This window comes from Flavobacterium sp. GW821-FHT12A05 (genome assembly GCF_058807735.1).
This window is the reverse complement of record NZ_JBXAQY010000002.1, coordinates 709,434-735,277: the sequence shown is the minus strand read 5'-3', so window position 1 is coordinate 735,277 and position 25,844 is coordinate 709,434. Positions and strand designations below refer to the sequence as shown.

Annotated in this window: 21 protein-coding genes; 11 read left to right on the top strand and 10 right to left on the bottom strand. The window is 32.7% G+C overall.

What is annotated here, in order from left to right; genetic code table 11:
• The first annotated feature begins 88 nt into the window (after positions 1-88).
• Both AC1RRQ_RS06490 and AC1RRQ_RS06485 read left to right on the top strand, forming a co-directional pair.
• Positions 89-2,188, top strand: coding sequence for a peptidylprolyl isomerase (locus tag AC1RRQ_RS06490; RefSeq protein ID WP_493022195.1), 2,100 nt, complete (start codon positions 89-91; stop codon positions 2,186-2,188).
• A gap of 292 nt (positions 2,189-2,480) precedes the next feature.
• Complete coding sequence (locus AC1RRQ_RS06485) at positions 2,481-2,915, top strand: hypothetical protein (RefSeq protein WP_493022194.1); 435 nt, start codon at positions 2,481-2,483, stop codon at positions 2,913-2,915.
• Between the two features lie 20 nt (positions 2,916-2,935).
• Here AC1RRQ_RS06485 and AC1RRQ_RS06480 read toward each other — a convergent pair whose 3' ends face one another.
• Together AC1RRQ_RS06480 and AC1RRQ_RS06475 are read right to left on the bottom strand one after the other, a co-directional pair.
• Positions 2,936-3,850, bottom strand: a complete 915-nt coding sequence (locus AC1RRQ_RS06480; RefSeq protein ID WP_493022193.1) for a GYDIA family GHMP kinase — start codon at positions 3,848-3,850, stop codon at positions 2,936-2,938.
• A gap of 117 nt (positions 3,851-3,967) precedes the next feature.
• Positions 3,968-5,281, bottom strand: coding sequence for a hydroxymethylglutaryl-CoA reductase, degradative (locus tag AC1RRQ_RS06475; protein ID WP_493022192.1), 1,314 nt, complete (start codon positions 5,279-5,281; stop codon positions 3,968-3,970).
• A 180-nt stretch (positions 5,282-5,461) separates the two neighbouring features.
• On the opposite strand from AC1RRQ_RS06475, the gene AC1RRQ_RS06470 reads away from it, so the two are divergent.
• The 6 genes from AC1RRQ_RS06470 (at position 5,462) to AC1RRQ_RS06445 (ending at position 12,748) form a co-directional block, all read left to right on the top strand.
• Entirely contained in the window at positions 5,462-7,633 is a 2,172-nt protein-coding gene (locus AC1RRQ_RS06470; RefSeq protein WP_493022191.1) for a S9 family peptidase, read from the top strand.
• Between the two features lie 36 nt (positions 7,634-7,669).
• A complete protein-coding gene (locus tag AC1RRQ_RS06465; protein ID WP_493022190.1) occupies positions 7,670-9,346 on the top strand; it encodes a peptide MFS transporter in 1,677 nt (558 codons plus the stop codon).
• A gap of 1 nt (position 9,347) precedes the next feature.
• Entirely contained in the window at positions 9,348-10,832 is a 1,485-nt protein-coding gene (locus tag AC1RRQ_RS06460; RefSeq protein WP_493022284.1) for a peptide MFS transporter, read from the top strand.
• A gap of 53 nt (positions 10,833-10,885) precedes the next feature.
• Positions 10,886-11,353: a thioredoxin family protein gene (locus AC1RRQ_RS06455; protein WP_493022189.1), complete on the top strand. Its 468-nt coding sequence runs from the start codon at positions 10,886-10,888 to the stop codon at positions 11,351-11,353.
• Positions 11,354-11,579: 226 nt separating this feature from the next.
• Positions 11,580-12,032 carry a thioredoxin family protein gene (locus AC1RRQ_RS06450; protein ID WP_493022188.1) on the top strand — a complete coding sequence of 151 codons (453 nt, stop codon included), beginning with the start codon at positions 11,580-11,582 and terminating at the stop codon, positions 12,030-12,032.
• Between the two features lie 266 nt (positions 12,033-12,298).
• Positions 12,299-12,748 (top strand): thioredoxin family protein, encoded by a 450-nt coding sequence (locus tag AC1RRQ_RS06445; protein WP_493022187.1) that lies wholly within the window; start codon positions 12,299-12,301, stop codon positions 12,746-12,748.
• Between the two features lie 6 nt (positions 12,749-12,754).
• On the opposite strand, the gene AC1RRQ_RS06440 is transcribed toward AC1RRQ_RS06445, so the two are convergent.
• From AC1RRQ_RS06440 to surE, 5 genes are read right to left on the bottom strand one after another with little or no spacing between them, the layout of a single operon-like run.
• On the bottom strand, positions 12,755-14,791 hold the full coding sequence (locus AC1RRQ_RS06440; RefSeq protein WP_493022186.1) for a ComEC/Rec2 family competence protein: 2,037 nt from the start codon (positions 14,789-14,791) through the stop codon (positions 12,755-12,757).
• 51 nt (positions 14,792-14,842) lie between these two features.
• A complete protein-coding gene (locus AC1RRQ_RS06435; RefSeq protein ID WP_493022185.1) occupies positions 14,843-15,328 on the bottom strand; it encodes a C40 family peptidase in 486 nt (161 codons plus the stop codon).
• A gap of 11 nt (positions 15,329-15,339) precedes the next feature.
• Positions 15,340-16,455 carry a lipid-A-disaccharide synthase gene (lpxB, locus tag AC1RRQ_RS06430; protein ID WP_493022184.1) on the bottom strand — a complete coding sequence of 372 codons (1,116 nt, stop codon included), beginning with the start codon at positions 16,453-16,455 and terminating at the stop codon, positions 15,340-15,342.
• A 35-nt stretch (positions 16,456-16,490) separates the two neighbouring features.
• A complete protein-coding gene (locus AC1RRQ_RS06425) occupies positions 16,491-16,763 on the bottom strand; it encodes a hypothetical protein (protein WP_493022183.1) in 273 nt (90 codons plus the stop codon).
• Positions 16,756-17,535, bottom strand: coding sequence for a 5'/3'-nucleotidase SurE (gene surE / locus AC1RRQ_RS06420; protein ID WP_493022182.1), 780 nt, complete (start codon positions 17,533-17,535; stop codon positions 16,756-16,758). The genes AC1RRQ_RS06425 and surE overlap by 8 nt, the downstream gene beginning before the upstream one ends.
• Before the next feature lie 212 nt (positions 17,536-17,747).
• On the opposite strand from surE, the gene AC1RRQ_RS06415 reads away from it, so the two are divergent.
• The 3 genes from AC1RRQ_RS06415 to glsA all read left to right on the top strand — a co-directional run bounded on the left by AC1RRQ_RS06415 (position 17,748) and on the right by glsA (position 21,867).
• Positions 17,748-19,931, top strand: a complete 2,184-nt coding sequence (locus AC1RRQ_RS06415; RefSeq protein WP_493022181.1) for a carboxy terminal-processing peptidase — start codon at positions 17,748-17,750, stop codon at positions 19,929-19,931.
• A gap of 86 nt (positions 19,932-20,017) precedes the next feature.
• On the top strand, positions 20,018-20,797 hold the full coding sequence (locus AC1RRQ_RS06410) for a DNA/RNA non-specific endonuclease (RefSeq protein WP_493022180.1): 780 nt from the start codon (positions 20,018-20,020) through the stop codon (positions 20,795-20,797).
• A gap of 59 nt (positions 20,798-20,856) precedes the next feature.
• On the top strand, positions 20,857-21,867 hold the full coding sequence (gene glsA, locus AC1RRQ_RS06405) for a glutaminase A (protein WP_493022179.1): 1,011 nt from the start codon (positions 20,857-20,859) through the stop codon (positions 21,865-21,867).
• A 63-nt stretch (positions 21,868-21,930) separates the two neighbouring features.
• On the opposite strand, the gene rpe is transcribed toward glsA, so the two are convergent.
• The 3 genes from rpe to AC1RRQ_RS06390 all read right to left on the bottom strand — a co-directional run bounded on the left by rpe (position 21,931) and on the right by AC1RRQ_RS06390 (position 25,838).
• Positions 21,931-22,593, bottom strand: coding sequence for a ribulose-phosphate 3-epimerase (gene rpe / locus AC1RRQ_RS06400; RefSeq protein WP_493022178.1), 663 nt, complete (start codon positions 22,591-22,593; stop codon positions 21,931-21,933).
• 402 nt (positions 22,594-22,995) lie between these two features.
• Positions 22,996-23,859 (bottom strand): sigma-70 family RNA polymerase sigma factor, encoded by an 864-nt coding sequence (locus AC1RRQ_RS06395; RefSeq protein ID WP_007804760.1) that lies wholly within the window; start codon positions 23,857-23,859, stop codon positions 22,996-22,998.
• A gap of 191 nt (positions 23,860-24,050) precedes the next feature.
• Entirely contained in the window at positions 24,051-25,838 is a 1,788-nt protein-coding gene (locus tag AC1RRQ_RS06390; RefSeq protein WP_493022177.1) for a hypothetical protein, read from the bottom strand.
• Positions 25,839-25,844 lie beyond the last annotated feature (6 nt).

The following is a 25,844-nucleotide window of genomic DNA, read 5'->3' as shown; positions in this document are numbered from 1 at the left end:
ATTGTGTAAAATAAAACACTAGTTGTATTGTTATTAGCTAGATAATTGTATTTTCGCAAACTGAATATAAAATTAACGATAATTAGAAATGGCAGTTTTAGCAAAAATTAGACAGCGTTCCGCTTTATTGATAGGAGTTATTGCACTTGCATTATTTGCATTTATAATACAAGATCTATTTACTAGAGGAACCTTTGGTCAAAGTTCAAAAGATGTAGGAAGCATCGATGGAAAAGATATTTCATTTGAAGACTTTAGAGTTAAAGTTAGTAATCTTGAAAAAAGTGGTCAAGGAATTACTTCCACTGAAGCTGCAAACAGAGTTTGGGATCAAGAAGTTTCAATCGCTTTATTGTCAACTCAGTTTGATAAATTAGGATTGAGAGTTGGTGAAAAACACTTACTTGAAGTTTTGAAATCAGATCCAAATATTGGTAAAAACCCTATGTTTTTAAACGCAGCAGGATTGTTTGACGTAGTTAAATTTAAAGACTACTTTAAAGCAAACCCTGAGGCAGCTCAATATATTTCTGAAAAAGAAAAAGATGCTGAGTTAAATGCGAAATTTCAAATTTACAATACTTTAGTAAAATCTGGACTTTACACAACTGCTAGTGAAGGAAAATTAAAGTATGAAATGGAAGCGAACAAAGTAAACTTTGCTTACGCTGGAGCATTATACTCTTCTATTAAAGATAGTGATGTAAAAATTTCTGATTCAGATATCGTAGATTATATGAAGAAAAACGAGAAAAAATTCAAAGCGGATGCAACTCGTGAAATTCAATACGTTTTAGTAGAAGACAAAGCTTCGAAAGAAGATGAGGCTGAAATTAAAGCTAAAATGACTGCTTTATTATCTGGAAGTGTTGTTTACAACGCAAAAACAGGTAAAAACGATACATTGCCAGGTTTTAGAAACGCTACGAACATTGCTGAATTTGTAAATGCAAATTCTGATGTTCCTTACGATTCTACTTATGTGGCTAAAAATAGTCTTCCGGCAGTAGATGCTGATAAATTATTCAGCTTACCGGCAGGATCAATTTACGGACCTTATGTTTACGGAAGATATTATGCTATCTCTAAATCTTTAGGATTTAAAGCTGGTGTTAACGCAAAAGCAAGTCATATCTTAATTGGTTACGAAGGTTCTCAAACTCCAAACCAAAAAGAAAAAAGAACTAAAGAAGAAGCTAAAGCTAAAGCTGAAGAAATTCTAGCTCAGGTTCAGGCAAATCCTGATAGTTTCATGATGTTGGCTTTTACAAGCTCTGATGACTCATCTGCACAACAAGGTGGTGATTTAGGATATTTTGGTCAAGGCCAAATGGTAAAACCATTCAATGATTTTGTATTCAATAACGGAATTGGAAAAATTGGTTTAGTAGAAACTCCTTTCGGTTTCCACATTATCAAAATTACAGATAAACAAGACGGAATTCGTTTAGCTACAATTGCTCAAAAAATTGAGCCGTCTGAAGCTACTTCTGATAAAGTATTTACATTAGCAACTAAATTCGAAATGGAAGCTGCTGATAAAGACTTTGCTGCTACAGCAAAAGAATTAGGTTTAAAAGTTGCGGCTCCAATTTCTGCGAAAGCAATGGACGAACAATTTGGACCATTAGGAAACCAAAGAAACATCGTTAGATGGGCATTTGATAAAGAAACAAACACAGGAGACGTAAAACGTTTTGAAATAGCTAATGTTGGTCACGTAATTGCTCAATACAAAAGCGAAAACAAATCTGGTTTAGTTTCTGTTACTATGGCAAGACCTTATGTAGAGCCAATCTTGAAAAACAAGAAAAAAGCTGAAATTTTAAAAGCTAAAATGACAGGTTCAAGCATCGAGGCTATTGCTAAAAATGCTGGTGTAGCTGTACAACAAGCTGCTAATGTAACTTTAGATAATCCTGTTTTACCAGGTGGAGTTGGACAAGAGCCAAAAGTTGTGGGTAATGCATTTGCTTTAGCTGCTAATAAAATTTCTGCTCCAATTGAAGGTAATACTGGAGTTTATGTTGTAAAAAACATTAGTACTGTAAAAGCTCCTGCTCTTGCAAACCATGCAGAGTATGTTGCTAAAGTAAAAGCTCAAAGCGCATCTGATGCAAGCAGAATTTTACCAGCGTTGAAAAACAATGCTAAAATTGAAGACAACAGATTACAATTTAATTACTAGTTTTAGTAAAATAAAAAAATAAAAAACCCGAAACGTTCAATTGAATGTTTCGGGTTTTTCTTTGTTTAAAAAACAGACGAACGGTTTGTAGTAATTATTGTATGCAATTTCCTTAACTATATGGGAATTATGGAAATATAATCTGAAATATTTGTGATTTTCAAATTATTACAGTTAATTTGCCGAAATTTTTATTTTAACAAATGTAAAATTTTGACTATTAATGTTAATAAAGATTGTGGGGCAATGACAAAAAAATACTTTAATACTCAGAGATTTAATGTTTTTTAATATGTTTAGTTTTTTAAGAAGAAAACCTAAAGTGTATTCTAAAATTGAAAATCATATTTTTGGAATAATTACAGAACTTTTAAAAGTTAGCAGCACTGACATCAATGTTGATGAATTGGGTGGAAAATACTATTTAAGTAACGAAGAGCAGCATTTTAAGGTTACGATTTTGAGTAACGATTATGTTATCAGACTTACCAATACCCGTGATTCGGTTGCTGAGAAATACGATAAAGTTTTTGTAGATGATGTTTTAAGAGCTGTAAAAGAAGAAAAACACCGACGAATGGAATTGGTGTATGATTCTATTACAAACAGTATAGAAAAGATGGCGGAGCGTTTGCACAATACGCTTATTGAATCTAATGAGCAGGAAAATGAAAAAGTCCGGCACTTAGAAGCACAGCATATTGAAGAACAAAAAGTAAAATACTAACTTTTTAGAAATAGAAGCTTTTATTCTTGCAGGATCATTTCGTTATACGAAAGTATGGTTTCGTATCCTTTTGAGACAAAATAATGTTTCGGATCTTCTTCTGAAACCACCATTACAAAATCTCCTCCCCAAGCTCCAAGACTTTTTACAGCACCACCAAAATCCGGAAAAGCGATTTCTTTAATTGTTTCGATTTCCAGGATATTGCTTAAATGTATTTCGTGTTTTTCGACTGCGTAGGCAAACTGTTTTATAGTTTGAGCATTCAGAATTTCATGTGTTATTTTATTGTTCTTAATGACGCTTTTGCCTAAGTTTTGCTCTTTGTGTCTGTTATAAGCATGTATGGCAGCTTTACTGTTTTGTTTTTTATTAAGATAAACAAAATGGATGTTTTCTGTAAAATCTGGATTGAAAGTAACCGGTTCTACAAAATTGTTTTCTACTTTATATAAAATAGGAGTGTTGTTTTGTGCGCAGGCAATGTCGTAGCCGCTGCCTCCAAAACTGTTTTTAAGCAGCGTAAAGGCATTAATCTTTGTCCATTGAGCAATATTGTTAATTAAGGTAGAAGATGTGCCTAATCCCCATTTTCTTGGAAAAGTAAGATTTGTGGTTATTTTATATCCGTTTGATTTTTTAATAAAATCAGGATTTAAAATATAGGCTTCGTGCAAAATGGTAATTAAGGTTGTTTTTACAGTTTCGATCTCAAAAGCTGGATTGGTTACAACTTCATCAAATGAAATGCTGTTTTCAAACCAAAGGTGTTTGTCGTAATCGTAGCTTTTCCATTCAATTATATTGTTTTTTCCTTCTTCAACAATTAAATCCTGACCAAATTTTGTTGGGAGCGCAAATGCATCGGCACCATCTAATACTAGATATTCGCCAGAGATTAATAGTTTTCCGTTACTGTAAAAGGTTGTTTTCATGCTTTGATTTTAAAACAAATTCCAATCCCGAAGTTTCGGGATAAATTCCAAATTCCAATTATCTTGGAATTTGGAATTTTATTTTGAGGATATAATTTTTTGGAATTTTTATATATTTTATTTTCTTAAACTTTCAATAAATTCAACAACAGCGCTGTGTGAAACGGCCGTTTTCTTAAAATGAGCTTTAATTAAATGACGTTCTTCGTCAGTAGCTTCAAATTGATTGATGATATTATTTAGGTGCATTTTCATGTGTCCTTCCTGAATTCCGGTTGTCGTTAACGAACGAAGCGCTGCGAAATTTTGTGCTAAACCGGCAACAGCGGTAATTTCCATTAATTCTTTTGCCGAAGGTTTCTCCAGCATTTCTAAACATAATTTTACCAGCGGATGCAAAGAAGTCAGACCGCCTACGGTTCCTAAAGCTAAAGGAATTTCAAGCCAAAAGGTAAAAATTCCCTTTTCGATTTTAGCATGCGATAAACTCGCGTATTGACCATTTTTTGAGGCGTAGGCATGAACGCCGGCTTCTACAGCTCTAAAGTCATTTCCTGTTGCCAAAACCACGGCATCGACACCATTCATGATACCTTTATTGTGTGTTACAGCCCTAAAAGGTTCGATTTCGGCAATTTGAACAGCTTGAACAAAACGCTCTGCAAAATCCTGTGGGTTAGGAATATGTTTTTCGGCTAAATCTTCAATTGGGCATGAAACCTCTGCTCTTACAAGACAATTCGGGACATAATTTGATAAAATACTCATGATTACCGTCAGCGTATCCTCTTCAGAAAATAAATCAGAATGCTGAAACTCCTCTTTTAAAGTTGTTGCAAACTGCTCCAGACATGAATTGATAAAATTAGCGCCCATGCTGTCTTTGGTTTCAAAGGTGGAATGAAGCTGGTAATAATTTTCGAGTAAGTTTCGTTTGTCTTTTAACTGGATATCCAATATACCGCCGCCACGTTCCTGCATGTTTTTTGTAATGCTTTGTGTGTCAGAAAAAAACTTTGGTTTTATGTCTTGAAAAAAAGATTGTAATTTTTCAGCATCACCATTAAAATTAAAATGAACCTGACCAATTTTTTCGGTATCAATTATGGTTGCTTTAAAGCCGCCACGCACAGCCCAAAATTTAGCTGCTTTTGATGCAGCAGCTACAACTGAACTTTCTTCAATTGCCATTGGAATAGTTTTGTACTTTCCGTTGATTAAAAAATTAGGGGCAACTCCAAGCGGGATATATAAGTTGGTAATCGTGTTTTCGATAAATTCATCATGCAGCTGTTGAAGCTTTTCGTCTGAATTCCAGTAATTTCTTATAATATTTAAAGCCTCTTCGGGAGTCGAAAAATATTCATTGGCGATCCAGTTTATTTTTTCTTTTTTGGATAATTTAGAAAATCCGGCAACAGCGTTGTTCATTCTCAATATATTAAATAATAATGTTGCGGCAAAGATACTATTTTAAGAGTTTTGTTTGCAACGTATTTCAAACATGAAAATACGCAATCGTTATTTTTTTTAACATTTAACACTTAAAATGTGTATTATGTTTATTTTTTTTACTAAAATTGGGCTCTTTTTATATTTAAAATAATTCTAATGAATACAAGTAAAATTACTGTAGTACTTTTATTTATAGTTGCAACAGTTTTTGGGCAGCAAAAAATAACGGTTGAAAATATTTATAGCGGGGCATTTCGCGCAAAAGGAATGGACGAGCTGCAATCCTTAAAAAATACAAATCAATATACAGTTTTAAATGTTGATCAGGCTAGCAGAAGCATGCAGATTGATTTGTACGATTTTGCAACTCTAAAAAAAGTATCGAATCTTATTGATACTAAAAACCATAAAGAGCTTTCAAACGGAATTGACAGTTATATCTTCGATGCTGCAGAAAAAAAGATTTTAGTTGCTTGTAATTCTAAAAAAATCTTCCGTCACTCTTTTACAGCAGATTACTTTTTATACGATATTGCTTCAAAATCTTTGACAAAATTGGTTGATTTTCAAATTCAGGAGCCGACTTTTTCTCCTGATGGATCAAAAATCGCTTATGCTAAAGAGAACAATTTATATGTTTATGATGTTGCTTCTAAAAAATCAACAGCTGTTACTACAGATGGAAAGAAAAATGCAGTTATAAACGGTATTACGGACTGGGTTTACGAAGAAGAATTTGCTTTTGTACGGGCGTTTGACTGGAGTAAAGACAGTAAAAAACTAGCTTACATTCGTTTTGACGAAAGCCAGGTTCCTGAGTTTTCTATGTCAATGTTTTACAAGGATTTATATCCAACAATCGAAACTTTTAAATATCCTAAGGCTGGAGAAAAAAATTCGGTAGTTTCATTACATATTTATGATGCGGTTGGAAATGCTTCTAAGAAGGTTGATTTAGGAAATTATAATGATTTCTACATCGCAAGAATGCAGTGGACAAATGATAATAATACATTATCGGCTCAGGTTTTAAACCGCCACCAGGACAATCTTGATTTACTTTTTGTTGACGGAACTACAGCTGTGGCAAAAGTGGTTTTAAATGAAAAAGACAAAGCTTATGTTGATGTTACAGATAATTTAACTTTCTTAAAAGATAACAGCTTTATCTGGACAAGCGAAAAAGACGGATTCAATCATATTTATTTATATGACAAAACCGGAAAACTTAAAACTCAGGTTACAAAAGGAAACTGGGAAGTGGTTTCGTACTACGGCTTAGACGAAAAAACAAAAACTATTTTCTACCAATCTACAGAAAATGGTTCTATTAACAGAGATATTTACAGAATTGGTTTAGACGGAAAAAACAAAACCCGTTTAACTTCAAAAGTAGGAACAAGTGCTGCGACTTTCAGCCCGAATTTCCAATTTTTCATTACTACTTTCTCAAGCAATTTACAGCCTACAACTTATACTTTAAATGAGGCTAAAACAGGAAAAGAAATTCAGGTTATCGAAAATAATCAGGCACTTGCTGATAAATTAAAAGCATATAACCTTCCTGCAAAAGAATTCTTTGTTTTAAAAACAGCAAAAGGAAACGAACTAAATGCTTGGATTTTAAAACCAAAAGATTTCGATCCTTCTAAAAAATATCCTGTTTTCATGTACCAATATTCTGGTCCGGGTTCACAACAGGTAAATAACGATTGGAATAATACTGATGATTATTGGTTTGCTTCACTAACACAACAAGGTTATATTGTAGCTTGTGTTGATGGTAGAGGAACTGGTTTTAAAGGTGCTGATTTCAAAAAAGTAACTCAAAAAGAATTAGGAAAATACGAAGTTGAAGATCAAATCGATGCAGCAAAAGTAATTGGAGGATATCCTTATGTTGATGCTTCAAGAATTGGAATCTTCGGATGGAGTTATGGAGGTTTTATGGCTTCTAACTGTATTTTTCAAGGAAATGACGTATTTAAAATGGCAATCGCTGTGGCACCGGTTACAAACTGGAGATTTTATGACAGTGTTTACACTGAAAGATACATGCAGACTCCTCAGGAAAATGCAAGCGGGTACGACCAAAACTCTCCAATAAATCACGTTGATAAATTAAAAGGTAAGTTTTTATTGATTCACGGTTCTGGCGATGACAACGTTCATGTTCAAAACTCAATGCAAATGATGGAAGCCTTAATTCAGGCTAATAAACAATTCGATTCTCAAATATATCCAGATAAAAACCACGGTATTTTTGGCGGCAAAACGAGAATTCAGCTTTATAATAAAATGACTAACTTTATCAAAGAAAATTTATAATATAACTTTATCAAAATCAAATAAATAGTGAATAATATGGAAGAAACTCGAGTAAAAACTGCGCATCCAAAAGGGCTTTGGGTATTATTTGGAACGGAGATGTGGGAGCGATTCAATTTCTATGGAATGCGAGCTTTATTAACTTTATTTCTTGTGAATTCATTATTGATGAAGGAAGAAGAAGCGTCTTTAATTTATGGAGGTTTCCTTGGACTTTGTTATTTAACACCAATGTTAGGTGGATTTATTGCCGACCGTTTTTTAGGAAACAGAAATTGTATCCTATTGGGAGGATTGCTAATGGCAATTGGACAAATGCTTTTGTTTACAAGTGGAAGTGTTTTTGAGTCTAATTTAAGTTTAGCAAAAATCATTATGTACTCTGCATTAGGAGTAATTGTTTTTGGTAACGGATTCTTCAAACCAAACATTTCTAGTATGGTTGGAAGTTTATATCCAAAACAAGAAAAAACAAAATTAGATAGTGCTTTTACTATTTTCTATATGGGGATTAACATTGGAGCTTTCTTAGGTCAGTCTATTTGTCCTATATTGGGAGATGTTAAAGATGCTGGAGGAATTAGAGATATCCACGCTTTTAGATGGGGATTCATGGCGGCTTCTGTTGCGATGTTATTAGGAACAATTCTTTTCTATTTCTTGAAAAATAAATATGTGGTTTCTCCAGAAGGAAAGCCATTAGGAGGACTTCCTTCTAAAAATGATGCTTCAGATTTTGAAGAAGGTGAAGCTCAAAAAGCGAACTTTTCTAGTAAAGCTTTAGCAATTGCCGGAATTGCATTTATTGCATTAGGATTCTTTTTTCATTATATAGTAGGTCAAAACTTAATTTATACTTTGATTTATTCAAGTGGTTTATCATTGGCCGGATTGATTATTTCAGATACCTCTTTAACTAAAATCGAAAGAGATAGAATTATTGTAATTTATATCGTTTCGTTTTTTATTATTTTCTTCTGGGCTGCTTTTGAGCAGGCAGGTTCATCGTTAACCTTTATTGCCGATAACCAAACAGACAGAAACTTCTTCGGATGGCAGATGCCTCCATCAATGGTTCAGATCTTTAACGGATTATTTGTAGTGATCTTGGCGGTGCCTTTCAGTATTCTTTGGGATACTTTAAGAGCTAAAGACAAAGAGCCAATTTCTCCAGTAAAATTAGCTGTAGGTTTAGTGGTAATTTCGATCAGTTTCTTCATGATTGCGACTCAGGTTTCTTATATTGGAACTTCAGGGTTGTTATTAGTAAAATGGCTTATCTTGTTATATTTCTTAAATACATGTGCTGAGTTGTGTTTATCTCCAATTGGTTTATCATTAGTAGGTAAATTATCTCCAAAACGTTTTGCATCTTTATTATACGGAGTATTCTTCTTGTCTAACGCATCTGGTTATGCATTAGGAGGAACTTTAGGTTCGATCTTACCGGCAACGGGTGATAAATTTGCAAAAGCAAAAGAATTGGGAATCGATCTTCAAGCTGTTTTAGATAACAAAATTGTACCAACTCCGGAGCAGTTATCTTTATTAGAGCAGCACCAAATTAGTGCTCATAACCACTTTTTTGCCGGATTCGAAATACACAATTTATATGAGTTTTTTATGGTATTTGTAGTGCTTACAGGTATCGCAGCAATTATCTTATTTGCTTTGACTCCATTCTTGAAAAAAATGATGCATGGCGTTAGATAATATGGAAAGTAAATTAACTTTAGAGGAAATTCAGAATTTTAAAGGCAAGTACCCAAAACAATTGTGGTACTTGTTTTTGGTTGAAATGTGGGAACGTTTTTGTTTCTACGGAATGCGTGGTGTTTTAGCTTTTTTTATGGTAGACCAATTAGGGCTGCTGGAAGGAAAAGCAAATCTTCAATATGGAGCAATTCAGGCTTTTGTATATGCTTTTACATTTATTGGAGGAATTTTTGCAGATAAAATTTTAGGATTTAAGAAATCACTTCTTTTTGGAGGAATTGTAATGATTTTGGGGAACTTGCTTATCGCAGCTTCGCCGCACGATTTTTTTTATTACGGAATAACACTTTCTATTATTGGTACAGGTTTCTTTAAGCCAAACGTATCTTCAATGGTAGGGGAGTTGTATCATGAAAATGACGGACGCCGTGATGCAGGTTACGGATTGTTTTATGCCGGAATTAATATTGGAGGAATGCTTGGAGGAGCAATTCCAATTTATTTAGGAAAAAACTATTCATGGAGTCTTTGTTTTCTTTCTGCGGCGATTGTTATGATAATTGGAGTTATAACTTTCCTTTTAACAAAAAAGCATTTAGCGCCAATTGGAAATTCGCCATTAGAAAATCACACGCCTAAAAAACGTAATCTTTACGAAACAGCTGTTTATGTAGGTTCTTTTGTTGTAATACCATTAGTATATATTATGGTTATCAACTCAGATTTTACAGAGTATTTCATGTACACAATTGGAGTGGCTGCAATAGGATATTTTTTATATGAGTTAATACAAATAAAAGATGCTAAACAGCAGCGTAAACTTTTGGCGGCGTTTGTATTTATTTTTGGATACTTTATGTTTATGGCTATTTCAGAGCAGTCTGGTGGTTCGTTGTCTTTGTTTGCTAAAGATAATTTGACAAACAAATTGTTGTTTTTTAATATTGATCCAAACGTTGTAAATAATAGTATAAACTCACTTTATGTTATTATTTTTAGCCCTTTAGTGGGATTGTTATGGATCTTCCTATACAAACGAAAAATTGAGCCAAATACCGTTATTAAGTTTGGTTTGTCATTTATTTTGCTTGCCGCTGGTTTCTTTATTTTTTACAGTGCAAGATTTTTTGTAAATGCAGACGGATTAAGTTCTCTTGATGTATTTGCTTTAGGATATCTTTTGTATACTCTTGGAGAATTATGTATCGGGCCAATCGGGATGTCGGTAATTACAAAATTATCTCCTAAACGATTGTTCGGGATGATGATGGGATTATGGTTTCTATCGAGTGCATTCGGACAGTTTGCGGCAGGAAAATTAGGAGCTGAAATGTCTAATGCTAATACAGGGACAACTTTAATGTCTAAGTTGATCGCTTATACAGACGGATATTATCAATTAGCATTGTATTCTTTAATTGCAGGTGTTGTTTTGATTGTTACAACTCCATTAATTAGAAAATTAATGCAAGAAGTAAAATAGGCGACATTTAGTGATTCTTTTTTTGACTAAATTTGTAAAAAATTAAAAGGACCATGAAAAAAATACTACTCATAACATTGTTTTTAGTTGGAGCATTTGCAACGCAGGCGCAAGAACTAAAGTGGTACACTGACGTTAAAGAAGCTATTAATGTTAGTAATAAAGAACAAAAACCTATGTTGATGTTTTTTACAGGAAGTGATTGGTGCGGATGGTGTATTCGTTTACAAAATGAGGTTTTGAAAACTGCAGAATTTAAAAAATGGGCTGTTGATAATGTTGTTTTGGTAGAGTTAGATTATCCAAGAAGTGTCGCACAGACTCCGGAGCTTAAAAATCAAAATAATGAATTGCAGCAAGCTTTTGGGATCCAGGGATTTCCAACAGTGTTTTTTACAAGTGCCGAAGCAAAAGACGGAAAAATTAATTTTAAAGGGCTTGGAAAAACAGGATATGTTGCCGGAGGGCCATCTGCTTGGTTAACAGTTGCTGAAGGAATTGTTCATCCTAAAAAGTCATAAATAAAAAGATTTTAAATACACTTTATATATTAAACTCCTTACAGCGATGTAGGGAGTTTTTTTGTTTAGTAAGAAAAGATTTTCATTTACTTGTGTTGAAATTGTTATTTATATATTAATTTATGTATAAAAAAACATATAATGTAATTTTTAAGTTTATATAATTTGGATAATTAAAATATTGTGTTAATTTAGTTGCGCTATACTAACCAAAACCAATATAAATATGACTAAAAAATTACTTGTCCTACTGTTTTTTTTAGGTTCATTTTTCACTCAGGCTCAAGTTCTTGCCTGGCGAACTAATATGACTGATGCAATAGCCATTAGTAATGAACAAAAAAAACCAATGTTAATTTTATTCACTGCCTCAGGTGTACCAGAAAATCTTCAAAATGAAATCTTTAAAACCCCGGACTTTGCTGTGTGGTCACGCGATAATGTGATCCTTGTAAAACTGGATTTATCAGACTCAACAGCTTCTGATGGTGATAAAGAACAAAATATCAGATTAAAGAACGCTTTTGGAGTTCAGGATCTTCCGGAAGTTTGCTTTGCAGTGGCTTCGGTAAGAAAAAATAAAACAACTTTTAGTGCTCTTGGCAAAATTGCTTATAAACCAGGAGGAGCAAAATCATGGATTGCAGAGTCGAATAATATTCTGCATCCAAGTGAGTAATAAATTTAAATTAAGTTTCTTAGTTTAATTTGTAGAATCCCTTTTCGGCTATGCCGGAAAGGGATATTTTTTTAAACAATTTAAAATGTGTGTTGTACATTTAATATTTTAGAGGCCTTAATTTTTCGTTTTTTTCAAATATCGAACTTTAAATAATTAATTTCATTTTAATGCTCATTTTTTGTAACTATTTGTTTTAAAGACGATTGTTGGAAATTGGTTTTGTGTTAATTTAGTTTTATTAACCCAGCCAAAAACCAATAATTATGACCCGAAAACTACTTATCCTGCTATTTTTTTTAATTACAATTTTAGCCAGATCTCAAAATTTAGATTGGAAAACGAACATTACTGATGCCATTACGTTAAGTAATGAACAAAGAAAACCTATGCTTATTTTCTTCACAGCAGCAGGAGTATCTGAAGCGTTGCAAAATGAAGTTTTTAAAACTCCTGATTTTGAAAAATGGTCTCGCAAGAATGTAATTTTGGTAAAAATCGATTTGTCCGACTCAAGTATAGACAATGACACTCGAGAGCAAAATTTAAGATTAAAAAATGCTTTTGGAGTAGAGAACATTCCAGAGGTTTGTTTTGCCAGCGGCGCTCTCCGAAAAGGAAAAACGAGCTTTAATACATTAGGAAGAATGTCTTATAATTCTGCAGGAGCAAAAGCTTGGATCACAGATTCAAATCTAATTATAAATCCAGACTAAAATCGATTAATTTAAGCTATAAAATCCCTTTTCGGCAGTGGCATGAAAAGGGATGTTTTTTTGCGCACAACTGGCTTTCCATATTTTTTGAAGCGCATAGGAATTAGATCCATCTGCAATAATAATTTTAGGATGAAGTTCGATTAAAAGTCTGTCGAAGTTTATTTTAGGAGATTGAGTCAGGATCAAAATATCGGGCTGGATTTTATTTTCATAAATTCCTGTGCTGTCAATAATGGAGATTTTTTCTCCATTAAAAAATAAAACATTTTTAATTTGCTGAGAATAATTTAAAACAGCAAAATTGCCTACTAGGTAAGAATTAAAAGCATTGCTTTTTGAACTTTTATCACTAATGGTATCATGAGCAAAAAGAGTGATGTCTCGTCCGTTTCTTTTAGAAATTAAAGTGTTTTTCTTGATATTATAAACAATCAATTCTTTCTGACTTGCTGTTTCTTTTTTAGTATAAAGAAGAGATATCTGAAAAAGAATTAGAGAAATGCATGCCATAACCAGTTTGTTATAACTCGGTTTTTTCAGCCAGATTATGGCGCTTATTATTACTAAATACAGTGTGGCTAAGTAATAAAAATTAAAACTGATATCCTGAATAACAAACGATTCGAGTGAAGCAACATAATGAATCATTTTGTTTAAAATGAAAATGCTTTTTTCGAATGGATAAACCAATATCGCAGGCGGGCTTGTAAAGATGGCTATAATCATGACAATAATTCCGGCAATCATAATAAAGGATAAAACAGGAAGAATTATAATATTGGTTACAAAAAACAATCCCGGAAATTGATGAAAATAGTAAAGACATAATGGTAAAGTACCAATTTGTGCTGCAAAAGAAACAGTTAAGGCATCCCAGATATAAAGTGATATTTTGTTTTTTGGAGACCATATTTTTTTTAATATCGGCTGGAGCCAAACAATAAAAAACAACGCCAAATAGCTCAGCTGAAAACCAACATCGAATAAAAAGTACGGTTCAAAAAGTAGAATCAATAAAATAGAAACCAGCAATGTATGGTATATATTACCGCTTCGGCGTAAATGGTTTGCAATGGCAACAAAAGAAAACATAACTACAGAACGCAAAACAGAAGGCGACAAACCTGATATAACGGCAAAACCAGCCAATGAAATTAAAATAGAAGTTAGTTTTATGGCAGAACCTTTTCGGGTATTTGAAATAGGTTTTAGAATAAACATGATGAAAAGCATTATAAACCCCACGTGAAGACCGGAAACAGATAAAACATGCGTAGCCCCGGAATACTGATAATCCTTTATAATATCGGCTGAAATCTCTTGCTGCTGTCCTAAGATCAAAGCCAGTGCTACATTCATTTCGTCTTTACTGAAATTTGCTTTTTCCAGATTTTTAAGAATAGTCGAATGTAACCGACCGGAATAATACCAAATGTCTTTTTTGATGATTTTATGAATCTTGATTTCAGATTTTTTGCAATAAACCTGAGCGTAAATTTGCTTGTCGGCCAAGTATTTAGCATAATCAAATTGATTGGGATTTTTGCTCGAAGATATTTTTTGCAAAACGGTTTTAACTCGAATTATATTTCCAATTAGTAACGGATTCTGCAAACTGTCTCTTTGGATATTTACAATAATTTTACCCGAAAAAGTTTTACTGTCAATACTGTTTACAAGTCCAATATATCGATCGTTATAATCATTGCTTTTGAGTTTTTCTCGTAAGATGAATGTGATAAACTGAGGCTCATCAAAAGCGGTGTTTGAATGTATATAGTTTGATTTATCGAAAGTATCCGTATGAAAAAGCAGAACGCAGATTCCTATTGAAAATGAAATACAATAACTGCTGACTCCAAATAAGATAGTGGTGTTTTTATTTTTCTTCGAAAGAAAATAAGAAACACAAAATAATATTACGCAGAAGATAAGAAATAAAATTGCAGTTTCAATTGAAGGCTGGCAATAATAAGCAGTCAAAATCCCGATAAGAAAACCAATCGTAATTTTTACTAAAGGAAAATCTAATACTTTCATGGCATAAAAGTATTAAATATTTGTAAGAAAATAAATATATTTTATTTTAAACTATTCGATTATTCTGTTTACTTGTTCGAATGAGTTTTTGTAATAAGCTTCTTTGGTAGAAGAAATTATAACACCTTTTGAAGTAGAGGAATGCACAAATTTAATCTCATCTGAATTGACTTCGGTTATAAGTCCAACGTGATTGATTTGTTTACTTTTGTTGGTTTTAAAAAAAATTAAATCGCCTTTTTGAGCGCTGCTTAACGGAATAACTTTTCCAATTTTTGCCTGCTCGTAAGAGCTTCTCGGTAGCTTTATGTTTTCGGTTTCGAAAGTTGTGTAAACTAATCCCGAGCAATCAAACCCGCTTCTTGTTGTACCTCCGGCTTTGTACTTAACTCCAATATTGTCTGTCGCCTTCTCGATTAAATTTTTTACAACATATCTATTTTCTTTTTTCGATTCGTTTTTGCTCACAGCAGTCGAAGTCGATTTACAAGAAACCAATACGATTGATAAAAGAAGGAAGGCGAATATTTTTTTCAAAACAGAAATATTTAAGATTTTAAATCGGCAACAATAAGTTTGGCTGTTTTTTTACTTGCACCAATTCCGCCAAGTTTTTGTTCTAAAATATCGTAGTTTTTTAGCAGTTTTTCTCTGTAAGAAGATTCAAGCAGTTTGTTTAATTCTTCTTTGATGCGTTTTGTATTGCATTCGCCCTGAATCAATTCGGTTACGACTTCCTGATCCATAATTAAGTTTACAAGCGAAATGTATTTTAATGTAATAATTCGTTTTGCAATTTGGTAAGAAATAGAACTTCCTTTGTAGCAAACGACCTCTGGAACTTTAAAAAGAGCTGTCTCTAAAGTTGCTGTTCCAGAAGTAACCAAAGCTGCGGTTGACGAACGAAGTAAATCGTAAGTTTTGTTAGAAACAAATGCAATATTTTTGTTTTTTAAAAACTGCTGATAAAATTCATATTCCTGACTTGGTGCGCCAGCAATAACGAATTCATAATCCTGAAAATCATCAACAACGCTAAGCATTACGCTCAGCATTTTTGTAATTTCCTGTTTACGGCTTCCCGGTAAAACGGCAATAATTGGTTTTTCGCCCAAATTATGTTCTGCTCTAAAAGCCGATTCATTAAAAGCAGGCTGGTTTTGAATGGCATCAATTAATGGATGTCCAACAAAATCTACCGGAAAGTGATGTTTGTCTTCGTAAAAACTTTTTTCGAAAGGCAGAATAACAAACATTCTGTCAACGTCTTGTTTTATAGCGTTGATACGATTTTCTTTCCAAGCCCAAATTTGTGGAGAAATATAATAATGTGTTTTGTAATTCAGTGCTTTGGCCCATTTTGCAATACGCATATTAAAACCTGGATAATCAATAAAAATAATAACATCCGGTTTGAATTCAGAGATATCTTTTTTGCAGATTTTAATGTTGTTTAAGATCGTTTTTAAATTAAAAACAACTTCAACAAATCCCATAAAAGCCAATTCGCGATAATGTTTTACTAATGTTCCGCCGGCTTTTTGCATTAAGTCGCCGCCCCAAAATCTAATGTCAGCCTGAGGATCTTCCTCGTATAATGCTTTCATTAAATTTGAACCGTGTAAATCTCCAGAAGCTTCGCCAGCTATTATGTAATATTTCATATCAACGAATTTTTATTGCAGCACAAAGATAGGATTTAAATAATTATGGTTGAAATAGCGAGAACAATCACGGCTAAAATCACGCCTCGAGCCATCATTTCTTTATTTCTTTTTAGAAGAAGCAGAAAAACAGCAAGATCTAAAACGGTTCCAATTGTAATTACTTTTCCTAAATATCCCATTTGTCTTAATGTTTGAATTCCGGTAGAAATATCAAACTTTGTAAAAAAGGTTATGAATAAATAACTTCCCAAAAGCGAAGTAAATATGCCCACAAAAAAGCCGATAATAAGTTCTTTTTTATCCATTTAATTTCCAGGTATTAAGTTGCTGCATAGTATGATGTGCTGTTAAATCGAACTGAACAGGAACTACAGAAATATATCCGTTTTCAAGTGCCCATTCGTCTGTATCTTCGCCATTGTCTTCGTTTGTAAATTTACCGGTAAGCCAGTAATAATCTTTCCCGAAAGGAGTTTGTCTTTTGTCGAATTTCTGTGCATAATACGCTTTTGCCTGACGACAGATTTTAATTCCCTTAATGTCTTTTTCTTTTAATTTGGGGAAATTTACATTTAAAACTACACCCGGAGGAAGTTTGTTTTTTAATGTTTCAAGCGCTATTTTTTTTACAAATGATTTAATAGGTTCAAAATCGGCATTCCAGTCAAAGTCTAAAAGAGAAAATCCTATGGCTTGAATTCCTTCTATTCCGGCTTCGACAGCGGCGCTCATTGTTCCGGAATAAATAACATTTATAGAGGAGTTTGATCCGTGATTAATTCCAGAAACACATAGGTCTGGTTTTCTTTTTAAAATTTCATTTACCGCCAGTTTTACGCAGTCAACCGGGGTTCCGGAACAGCTGTATTCTGTAATTGTGTCCTCTTCTTTAGAAATTTTATCTAAAAATAAGGTGTTATTTATCGTGATGGCGTGCCCCATAGCACTTTGAGGTTTGTCTGGAGCAACAACAACGACATCGCCAATGGTTTCCATAACGCTTATTAAAGCCCTAATTCCGGGAGCAAGAATTCCATCGTCATTGGTTACTAATATTAGTGGTTTTTCGTCTTTCATGCTGTGTTTTTTATTTTTGATTTATCAAAATTAAAGCTTGTTAGAGCAAATGTAGTAACAGATTTTGGTAGAATACTAACAAATAAATAAAAATTGTAAACTAAATTCGAGAAGACTTTTGGGCATCAAACATTTTTATATCTTTAACAAAAAATTATACTGATCTTGGCATGTTGGCATAGTTTTTACCGTAACTTAGATTAAAAAATTTGATGAATGCTATTATTAAGTTTATGAAAAGAAATTATAAAATACTTATAGCCGTATTATGCTTGTCTTTAACCCTGTTTGCTTTTAAAATAAATGCTGACAAGAACGATGATCCGGACCCAAATAGAGACAAGACACTTTTAGAATTACTGGCTTTTGTTATTGAGAAAGGACACTATAGTCCGGCTGAAATAAATGACGAATTTTCGAAAGGTATTTTTAAAGATTATATCGAAGCATTAGATCCTTCGAAGCGATTTTTCCTGCAGTCTGATATTGATGAATTTAAGCAATATGAGCTGATGCTGGACGATCAATTTTTGAATAAAGACCTGACATTCTTTAACCTGACTTATACAAGGTTGATGAAAAGAATGGAAGAAAGTAAAAAACGTTATAAAACTATTTTAGCGCAGCCGTTTAACTATACGACAGATGAGACTTTTAATGCGGATTATGAGAAACTTCCGTATGCAAAAAACTTAACTGAGATTAATGAAAGATGGAGAAAACAAATTAAGCTATCTACTCTTTCTTCTCTTGTTACAAAACAAAAAATTGAAGAGGAAAAACAGAAAAAAGATCCTGCTTATAAAGAAAAATCTTTTGAAACATTAGAAAAAGAAACTCGCGAAAGTTCATTAAAATCTTTAGATGATAACTTTAGCGTAATTAAAGATTTGAATAAAGATTACTGGTTTTCAGTGTATTTAAATTCAATTATGGCTCGTTTTGATCCACACACAAGTTATTTTGCTCCAGAAGAAAAAGATCGTTTTGATGTAAACATCAGTGGAAAATTAGAAGGAATTGGTGCGAGATTAACTAAGAAAAATGACTTTACTCAAATTGATGAATTAATTTCTGGCGGACCAGCATGGAAAGGAAAACAACTTGAGGCAGGAGATTTAATTTTAAAAGTGGCTCAAGGAAATGAAGAACCTGTTGATGTAGTTGGAATGCGTCTTGACGATGTTGTGAAGAAAATTAAAGGTCATAAGGGAACTGAAGTAAAATTGACGGTTAAAAAAGTTGACGGAAGTATTAAAGTAATTTCAATTATCAGAGATGTTGTTGAAATTGAAGAAACTTATGCAAAATCGAGTATTGTTGAAAAAGACGGATTGAAATACGGCGTTATTTATCTTCCTAAATTCTACATTGATTTTGAAAATAAAGATGGCCGTGATGCCGGAAAAGATATCGCTCTTGAAGTTGAAAGACTGAAGAAAGAAAATATAAACGGAATTGTTCTTGACGTTCGTGATGACGGTGGAGGATCTCTTTCTACTGTTGTTGATATCGCTGGTTTATTTATTGAAGATGGACCAATTGTACAGGTAAAATCTGCAGGAAAGAAAAAAGAAGTTTTATACGATAAAGATAAAAAAATCGAGTGGGACGGACCATTAGTAATTATGGTGAATAGTTTCTCAGCTTCGGCTTCTGAAATTTTAGCAGCTGCAATTCAGGATTACAAACGTGGTGTTATCATTGGAAGTAAACAAACTTATGGTAAAGGAACGGTACAAAATGTACTTGATTTAAATCAATTTGTTCGTAATGCAAATTATGGAGATTTAGGCGCGTTGAAAATTACAGGTCAAAAATTCTACAGAATTAATGGTGGTTCTACGCAGTTAGAAGGTGTTCATAGTGATGTTGTGATGCCGGATCGTTATGCTTACTTAAAAATGGGTGAGCGTGATATCGACAACGCAATGCCATGGGATAAAATTGATCCTGCTGATTACAGCACTTGGACTTCTAACGAAAACTTTAGTAAAGCAATCGAGAAAAGTAGAAACAGAATTGCTCAAAGTGCTCAATTTAAATTAATTGAAGACAACGCAAAATGGATCGACGTTAAGAATAAAGAAAACACATACAGCTTGAACATTAATAGTTTTAAACAAACTCAGGAACAAGTTGAAAATGAAGGAAAGAAATACAAACCAATTTCTGATTATAAAAATAATTTAGTTTTTAAATCATTGCCATATGAAGATGTTGAAATGAGTAAAGATGCTACATTAAAAGAAAAAAGAGATGCTTGGCACCAAGCTTTATCTAAAGATGTTTATGTTGAAGAAGCATTGAATGTTTTAGATGATTTACAATCTAAATCTTATGTAAAAGCGGGTGTTTCTCCTAAAATGAAAAAAGATAAATTGGTAAAATCTTAAAGATTTTTAAAGAATTAATTTGTTATTAAAAACGCTTCTTAAGTAATTTTGAAGCGTTTTTTTAGTTTAAAAATAAAATGATATTTATGAAAAATATTTTAGTCTGCAGTTTGATTAGTTTGGCGCTTCTTTCTTGTAAAAAAGAAAATACGGTTAATACAGCAGAAATAGTACAGGAGCAAAGTTCTTTTGTTTCAAATCAAAATACTACCGGTGGATATTCGGTGGCTTATCAGCCTACTTCGACTACCAATCAAATTGTGAAGCATAAATATTACACACTTTCTTATAATGAAAAATTTGAGCAGGCAGAATGGGTGGCGTATGAATTGAAGAAAGAATATCTTAAAAATGGAAATTACAAGCGTCCGTATTTTATTGAAGATCCAAAGGTAACAACCGGTTCTGCAGATTGGAGAAACTATAAAAAATCAGGTTATGATAAAGGCCATCTGTGTCCTGCGGGCGATATGGAGTTTAGCGAAGAAGCTTATAATGATACTTTTTATACTTCGAATATTTCGCCTCAAAAACATGATTTTAATAGCGGAATCTGGAATAGAATTGAACAAAAAACACGTTATTGGGCTGATAAATACAATGATATTTATGTAGTAACAGGAGGTGTTTTAAAAGATTCAGACAAAAAAATAGGGACAGAAAAGGTTTCTGTTCCTAAATATTTTTATAAAATTGTTTTAGCCAAATCAGGAAAAGAACATAAAGCGATTGCTTTTTTAGTTCCAAATGAAGACAGCGACAAGTCTATTTACGATTTTGTAGTTCCTATTGAAACTTTGGAAAAAATGACTGGAATTGACTTCTTCCCAAATCTTAAGAATCTAAAAAGCAGTAAAGATTTTTAATTAAATACTGTTTATTCATAAATTAATTTAGAATAGAAATAAGAATGCATTTTTTTAAAATGAAGAAACAAATAATTTTTGCTGGTTTAATGATTGGTTTTATCATAAACCACGGCTATAGCCAAACAATACTGAATAAACAAAACATAGAAAATACTCTTAATGACGCCTTTAATAAATTTAAAGATTTAAAAGAAGGAAAAAATGCTGACTATATTAAAGAGCTGGCAAATGTTGATCCCAATATTTTTGGTATTGCACTTGTTACTGCAGAGGGAGCTGTATATACAAAAGGAGATATAACCTCAATGGTTTCAATTCAAAGTATATCGAAAGTATTTACTATGGCAAAAGTAATTGAGCAAGAAGGACCACAGTTTTTGCAAGACAAGATAGGAGTGAATGCCACTGGATTACCATTTAATTCTATTGTTGCAGTAGAAATGCAAAAAGGAGATAAAATCAATCCTCTTGTAAATCCAGGAGCTATTGCGGCCACGAGCCTTATTCGAGGTAATGATTCTATAGCAAAATGGAAAGAAATCCAGAAAATTCAGAGTGCCTTTGCCGGTAGGCAGCTTTCGATAAATCGTCCTGTTTATATAAGTGAGGCTGGTGATAATTTGCGGAATCAAGCTATTGCGCATTTGTTATTGGCTTATAGCAGAATATATTTTGATCCAGTACAAGCAACAGATCTTTATACAAAACAATGTGCATTGAATGTAAATGTAAAGGATCTTGCTGTAATGGCCGCTACGTTGGCAAATGGAGGTGTTAATCCTATTACCAAGAATAAGGTGGTGAGCCAGACAACAGTAATGTATACTTTGCCTGTAATGGCAACTGCAGGCCTCTATGAGAATTCTGGAATTTGGTTGTTTAACTCGGGACTTCCGGCAAAGAGTGGAGTTGGAGGAGGAATGTTGGCTGTGTGTCCTGGTAAATTTGGAATTGCCGTTATTTCGCCGCCATTAGATAGCTCTGGAAATAGTTTGAAAGCTCAGAAAGTTATTCAATATGTTGTAGAGAAACTTAAAGCAAATCCTTATTGGATTGATCCTAAGTAGGCTTCGGGTAAAAAAAAAGTCCAAAACTATTTTTGGACTTTTCTTTTTTTTTGTTTTTGAAAATTAAAAAGAAGTAAGACTTTTTAAATCTGCAATTGTTTCTGTTGGATTTTCGGCTTTAAAAACGAAGCTTCCTGCTACTAAAACATCGGCTCCGGCCTCTACTAATTGTTTTGCATTTTTGCTGGTTACACCGCCGTCAATTTCAATAATTGTGGATGCATTTTTGCGTGTAATTAAAGCTTTTAGCTTTTTAATCTTATCGTACGTGTTTTCAATAAATGATTGTCCGCCAAAACCAGGGTTAACACTCATGATACAAACTAAATCAATATCGTTTATTACATCTTCTAATAAATCAATATTAGTATGAGGATTAATCGCAACTCCCGCTTTCATTCCTTCTGCTTTAATAGCCTGAAGTGTTCTGTGTAAATGCGTACAAGCTTCATAATGTACAGTTAAACCGTTAGCACCTAAATCAGCAAAAGTTTTAATATATCGATCTGGATCAATAATCATTAAATGTACATCAATATATTTTTTGGCGTGTTTAGAAATGGCTTCCAAAACCGGCATTCCAAAAGAAATATTCGGAACAAAAACTCCATCCATAATATCAATATGAAACCAATCAGCCTGGCTGTTGTTAATCATTTCGACATCACGCTGTAAATTCGCAAAATCGGCAGCAAGAACTGAAGGAGCAATAAATGTATTTTTCATTGTAGTGTGTTGTTTTTTTTTACAAAGATAAATTTTTTATGCTGTGGATTGTAGTTTAACCACAAAGTCCGCTAAGAATTACGCAAAGTTCGCAAAGTTTTTGTTTGAAATTATTTAAGGAAATAGGGTTCGCAAAGCTTTGTGTTTTTTGTAAGTTTTCAAAACAAAGAGCAAAAGACTTTGCGAACTTTGCGTAATTCTTTGCGATCTTTGCGGTAGAAAACTTTTTCAGCTAAATAGTAAAAAATAAAAAACTCCGGTAATCAGCCGGAGTTTCAATCATCAATCAAAAAACGAACAGTCAATCAAACTGTTGTTTACTTTAAAATTACAATTTTTAAAATCCAAATCCCAATTTTGTTGATTGGAATTTGAAAATTAAAATATTGAAATTTATATTATTTATCCTAAATAAGTTTTAAGGATTTTACTTCTTGAAGTATGTTTTAATCTACGGATTGCTTTTTCTTTAATCTGACGAACACGTTCACGAGTTAAGTCGAAAGTTTCTCCAATTTCTTCTAAAGTCATTGGGTGCTGATCGCCAAGACCAAAATACAAACGAACAACATCTGCCTCTCTTGGAGTTAATGTTTCTAACGAACGCTCGATTTCAGTACGTAAAGATTCGTGAATTAATTCTCTGTCAGGATTTGGAGATTCTCCAGAACGTAATACGTCATAAAGGTTAGAGTCTTCACCTTCTACAAGAGGTGCATCCATTGATAAGTGACGACCAGAGTTTTTCATAGACTCTTTTACGTCATTTACAGTCATGTCAAGTTCTTTTGCAATTTCTTCAGCAGAAGGAGGACGCTCATTAGACTGCTCTAATAACGCATACATTTTGTTGATTTTATTGATAGAACCAATTTTGTTTAATGGTAAACGAACAATACGTGATTGTTCTGCAAGAGCCTGAAGGATCGATTGACGAATCCACCATACGGCATAAGAAATGAATTTGAAACCACGAGTTTCATCAAAACGTTGTGCAGCTTTAATAAGACCTAAGTTTCCTTCATTAATTAAATCAGGAAGAGTTAATCCTTGATTTTGATATTGTTTAGCAACCGATACAACGAAACGTAGGTTGGCTTTTGTTAATTTTTCTAAAGCTCTTTGATCACCAGCCTTTATTCTTTGTGCTAATTCTACCTCTTCATCAGCGGTAATTAGGTCAACTTTTCCGATTTCTTGTAGATATTTATCTAACGATGCAGTTTCACGATTGGTTACCTGCTTGGTGATTTTAAGTTGTCTCATGTTATTTGTCTCCTCAATTTTTAAGTGTACAAGTTATTATACGTATGAAGTATCAAAAAAGTTACAACTATTTTAAAAATATTTTATTTTTTTTGAAAAAAGCCTTAACTATTTTTATTTAGTTAAGGCTTTTGTGTTTTTTAGGAAATCAAAAATAAAATCTTAAATAATTGATTTTTATTTATTTGTGTTTATTTTACGGTTATGTTTTTTGAAACATAAACCGGTTTCCCATCTTCTGTAAAACCTTCAAGAACAACTTCAAAATTTCCTTTTAAATCTGAAGTAAAGAAAGATAATGTGTCTTCTTTTTTGTCCAGAGATAAATTTGGTGTCCATAATAACTGATATCTATAATCAGGAATTCTTTTTAAATTATTTCCGGCAGTGTAATCTGGAGTGTAATACACTTTTTCCGGATTTGGTCTTTGAATATCGGTTGACTTTAAATATTTCTTTACATAGTTTGTTGCAAAATCATAGTTTTTGGTTTCAAAACTAATAAGACCGCCGTATAAATCAGAACCATATACATAAGGTTCTGATATAAGACTTACTTTAGTTACATTGGCCATATTATAATCAAAAAGATCATTTGCATTTTGAATTTGAAGACCATCGACCATTATTAATGGAGGACCGTAAGATTCTAAGTCTTTATGGTCATTTCTAACGCGTAAATCATATTTGCCATTATTGCGTCTGTAATAAAGTTCGATAATTACCTCGACTACGTTTTCTTTTAGAGTTGGAAAACGAGTATAATCATCAAGTACATAGGTTTTTTCGATGGTATTAAAAAACGGACTTACAACAGCTTCCTGCATTAAGCTGTCTTTTTTAATTTGATAATACCCATTTTGAATCTGGCTTGCAGTTGAGCGATCTTCAATTTCTTTTTTAAGATCAGGCGTTAGATTCAGCTTTGATGTAAACTGCAATTTTGAGGTATCAAATTGCGGAAGCGGATCTAATGCAATCGTGTAATCATCTGGATTTTTATCCAGAACCTGAATAATCGCACTAGAAAAATTAGGGTATTGATCTAATAAAAAGGCAAATTTTCCCTGAGCATTTGTTTTTACTATTTTCAAAACATATTCTTTTCCCGGTAATGAAAGCGAAAGTGATTTATTACTTAAATCAGAATTTGTTTTAGAGGTAATAGAACCCGTTATCAATTCAGATCTTAATTCAGGAATATAAGTAAATGTATTTTTAATATCGTTAGAATAATTGTTTGCTGTTTTATATGCAAACTCCTGCGGCGTTGTTTGTCTTAAAGTAGGGATCTGGTCTACTTTTCTAATAGAAACAGAATAATTTCCTTTTTCAATAGATTCTGTAAGCGATTTTATCTTTAAGCTGGCCTTTTCTCTCGTATAATAACTTTCTTTATCCAATTCAAAATCAATTCTTTTTTCATTATTAAGAATAGCAGTATTAGATGAATTTTGAGCTGTTATGGTACTGTGTTTTTGAGTAATATCAAAAGTTACATTGTCATTTGGTTCCTGAGTTTGAAAAGGATTAATAATAAAAATATCAATTTCAAAAGCTTGCAAATCAGGATTGTTTAACATCCATTTTGTATAGGCAATTAATTTATAATTACCTGTTTTTAAAGTTGTAGGTATAAAGTAGTCTCCAGAACCAATTCCTTTTTCCAGAAATACTTTGTTTTTTTGAAATGATTTTTTCTCATTGTCTACCAGTTCAATATAAGCTATTTTGCTTATTAAACTAGGTTTGTTATTAAGCGGATTTAAACAATAAACTTTATAAAACAGAGTTTCTCCGGTTAAAAAAGTTGTGGTATTAGAATGGAGGAAAATAGTTTCCTGAGATGCTGTTGTTAATTTACCGCTGCTATTTCCTTGGGCAAAAACCGAGGAAAAAATCAGCAGTAATATTAAAATAAAAAATTGTTTCGTTCGGTCCAAAATTAAGGCTGGATTATATATTGAAAATTGTTTCATAATTTA